This window comes from Blastococcus sp. CT_GayMR20, assembly GCF_004570345.1.
In genome coordinates this window covers 1-2,840 of the sequence record NZ_SPQM01000271.1, presented here as the reverse complement: position 1 = coordinate 2,840, position 2,840 = coordinate 1, and the positions used below count along the sequence as shown (strand labels likewise).

The 2,840-nt window shown below is 76.5% G+C and carries 3 protein-coding genes; 1 reads left to right on the top strand and 2 read right to left on the bottom strand.

What is annotated here, in order from left to right:
* The coding region (locus E4P40_RS27190) for a beta-eliminating lyase-related protein (protein ID WP_245160626.1) at positions 1-501 on the bottom strand (501 nt) is incomplete at its 3' end.
* Between the two features lie 59 nt (positions 502-560).
* Between E4P40_RS27190 and E4P40_RS27185 the strand changes: the two genes are divergently transcribed.
* Entirely contained in the window at positions 561-1,589 is a 1,029-nt protein-coding gene (locus tag E4P40_RS27185) for a zinc-binding dehydrogenase (protein ID WP_135161406.1), read from the top strand.
* Between the two features lie 22 nt (positions 1,590-1,611).
* Here E4P40_RS27185 and E4P40_RS27180 read toward each other — a convergent pair.
* The coding region (locus E4P40_RS27180) for a thioesterase domain-containing protein (RefSeq protein ID WP_245160625.1) at positions 1,612-2,840 on the bottom strand (1,229 nt) is incomplete at its 5' end.

The window sequence follows — 2,840 nt, the reverse complement described above, 5'->3', positions numbered from 1 at the left end:
CGCGCCCCGGTCGCGCGCCCAGTCCACCTGGGCCACGAGGTCGTCCCACGGGGGGAGCCGCCCGCCGAGGTCCCGCTGCGGCAGTTCGACGAGCAGCGCGGCCGGGGCCTCGGCGACGTCGTCGAGGTCGGCGCGCAGCAACAGCCGGTTGCGGTCGCCGGCCGGCCGGCCGATCAGGCCGTGCAGCCGCTCCAGCGCCTGGTCCTCGTGCTCGCGGAGGTGGCACTCCGGGTGGAACACGACGGCGCGCCGTCCCCGTCGGTCCGCGTGCACCCGCAGCACCGACAGCTGCGCCATCACCCCGCTCGGCAGGTAGACGGCGGCGGCCTGGCCGAGCACCTCGGCGGTCTCCGCCTCCAGCTCGGCCACCACGCCGCCGTGGCCGTAGCGGTCGATCGCGGTGTCCGGCGGGATCGTCGCCAGCAGGTCGGCCGCGGTCTGCGGGCCGTGCCCCGTCAGCGCACGGTCGCAGGCCAGGCGGAGGGCGGCGAGGTCGTCCACGGCGACAGTGTGCCCGGCCGGGCACACGCCGCCGGTGGGCGCACGGCAGGCTGGCGGTCGTGCGCGCGCTGCTCTTCGACTCCTTCGGTGGTCCGCTCGAGGTGCGCGAGGTGCCTGCTCCGGACCCGGCGCCCGGCGGTGTCGTCGTCCGGGTGGCCGCCAGCGGCATCTGCCGCAGCGACTGGCACGGCTGGCAGGGCCACGACCCGGGCGTCGTCCTGCCGCACGTGCCGGGGCACGAGCTGGCGGGCACGGTCGAGGCGGTCGGCGCCGGTGTCGCCCGTTGGTCGCCCGGCGACCGGGTGACCGTCCCGTTCGTCAACGCCTGCGGCCGGTGCGCGCAGTGCGCGGCCGGCGACCACCAGGTCTGCGCGCGGCAGACGCAGCCCGGATTCACGCACTGGGGGTCGCTGGCGGGGTTCGTCGCCCTCGACGCGGCCGACGTCAACCTCGTCGCCGTTCCGGCGGAGCTCGACCTGTCCACCGCCGCGGCACTGGGCTGCCGCTACGCCACCGCCTTCCGCGCCGTGGTGCAGATCGGCGGCGTGCGTGCGGGGGAGTGGGTGGTGGTGCACGGCTGCGGCGGCGTCGGCCTCTCGGCCGTGCAGATCGCCGCCGCGGCCGGCGCGCGGGTGGTCGCGGTCGACGTCTCGGCCGGCGCCCTGGAGCTCGCCCGGGAGCTGGGTGCCGACCACGTGCTGGACGGCGGCACGGACGTCCCGGCCGCCGTCGCGGACCTCACGGGCGGGGGAGCGCACCTGTCGCTCGACGCCCTGGGCGCCGCCGTCACCTGCACGAACTCGGTGCGCAGCCTCCGCCCTCGGGGCCGGCACGTGCAGGTCGGCCTGCTGCCCCCGGCAGAGGGGCGTCCCGAGGTCCCGATGGACCTCGTCATCGCCCGGGAGCTGCAGCTGTCCGGCAGCCACGGCATGGCCGCGCACGCCTATCCGGAGCTGCTCGGCCTGATCGCGGCCGGCCGCCTGGACCCCGGGCGCCTGGTGACGCGGGAGCTGGCGCTCGACGACGCCGGGGCCGCGCTCGCCGAGGTGGGCCGGCGGCCCGGCATCGCCGTCGTCACGTCGTTCTGACCGCCGGGCGGACGTCCGCGCGTCAGCCGGCGCCGGACGTCCGGAGCTGCTCGGAGAGGCGAGCGGCCAGGACGACGCTGTTCTCCCGGCCGAGCATGTCGTGGTGGGCGCCGGGGGTGTCGACGGTCCTCAGGTCCGGTGCCACACGACGCCAGGCGTACATGAAGTGCTCGATGACCGGGATGCGCCGGGTCACCCGGAAGAACGTCACGCGTCCTCCGTAGGGACGCCAGACGTACTGGTCGTACGTTCCGGCCGCGGCCGCCTCCTCCGCCGCGTCCGCGGACCGAGGGGCGTTCCGGAAGAGGTCGGCGACCGCCTGGATGGGGCTCCGGACGCGCAGGCCCGGGGTGAGGGTCGCCAGGACCGCCGCCGCGCGCTTGACGAGCTGCTCGACGCGGGTGAGTCCGCGCACCGGCGGACGCACGTCCAGGAGGCCGAGGAAGGCGACCTCCCGCCCTGCGGCCACCAGCTGGCAGGCCATCTCGTAGGCGACCAGCCCGCCGAAGGAGTACCCCGCCAGGCTCATCGGCCCGTCGGGCTGCGCGGCCGTCACCTCCGCGACGTGTGCGGCGGCGACGTCCGCGACGGGCCGCCGCGCACCGTCCGGGGTCGTGAGCGAGCCGTTGACACCCCGGACGGCGCAGCGCACGGCGAGGTGCTCGAGGAGGAACTGGAAGCTGTCGAGATCCCCGTACGCGCCGTGGATCAGGTAGAGGGGTGGGAGTGCCGGGTCGCCGGGGCGCAGCGCCTCGACGGCCCGCTGCTCCTCGACCGGCGCCGACAGTGCGCGGGTGACGCCCGTGACGGTCGGCTCGGCGAGGAAGGCGTCCATCGGCAGCGGCCGGTCCAGCTCCAGCCGGAGCCGGCGCAGGAGCGTCATCGACTGGCGGGACGTCCCCCCGGCGTCGAAGAAGTTCACGTCGTCCGCCACGGGGCTGCCGAGGAGCTCGCCGAACACCCGCCGCACGATTCCGGTGACGCGGTCGGCCGTGGCCTCGTCGGGGCTCTCGGCGGTCGTGGCGACGGTCGCCGCCTGGTACGCCGCAGCGATGGACGCCAGGGACCCGGGGTTGCGCAGGGCGGTCAGGTTCCGCGCGGCCGAGCCGTTGAGGACGTCGCGCGCCGCGCCCTCGGACAGCTTGCCGTTGTGCGTCGTCGGCAGGTCGTCGACGGCCAGGACGACGGACGGCACGTGGGCGGGTGACCCCTGGCTCCGGAGCACCGCCCGGATCCGATGGGCGAGCGGGG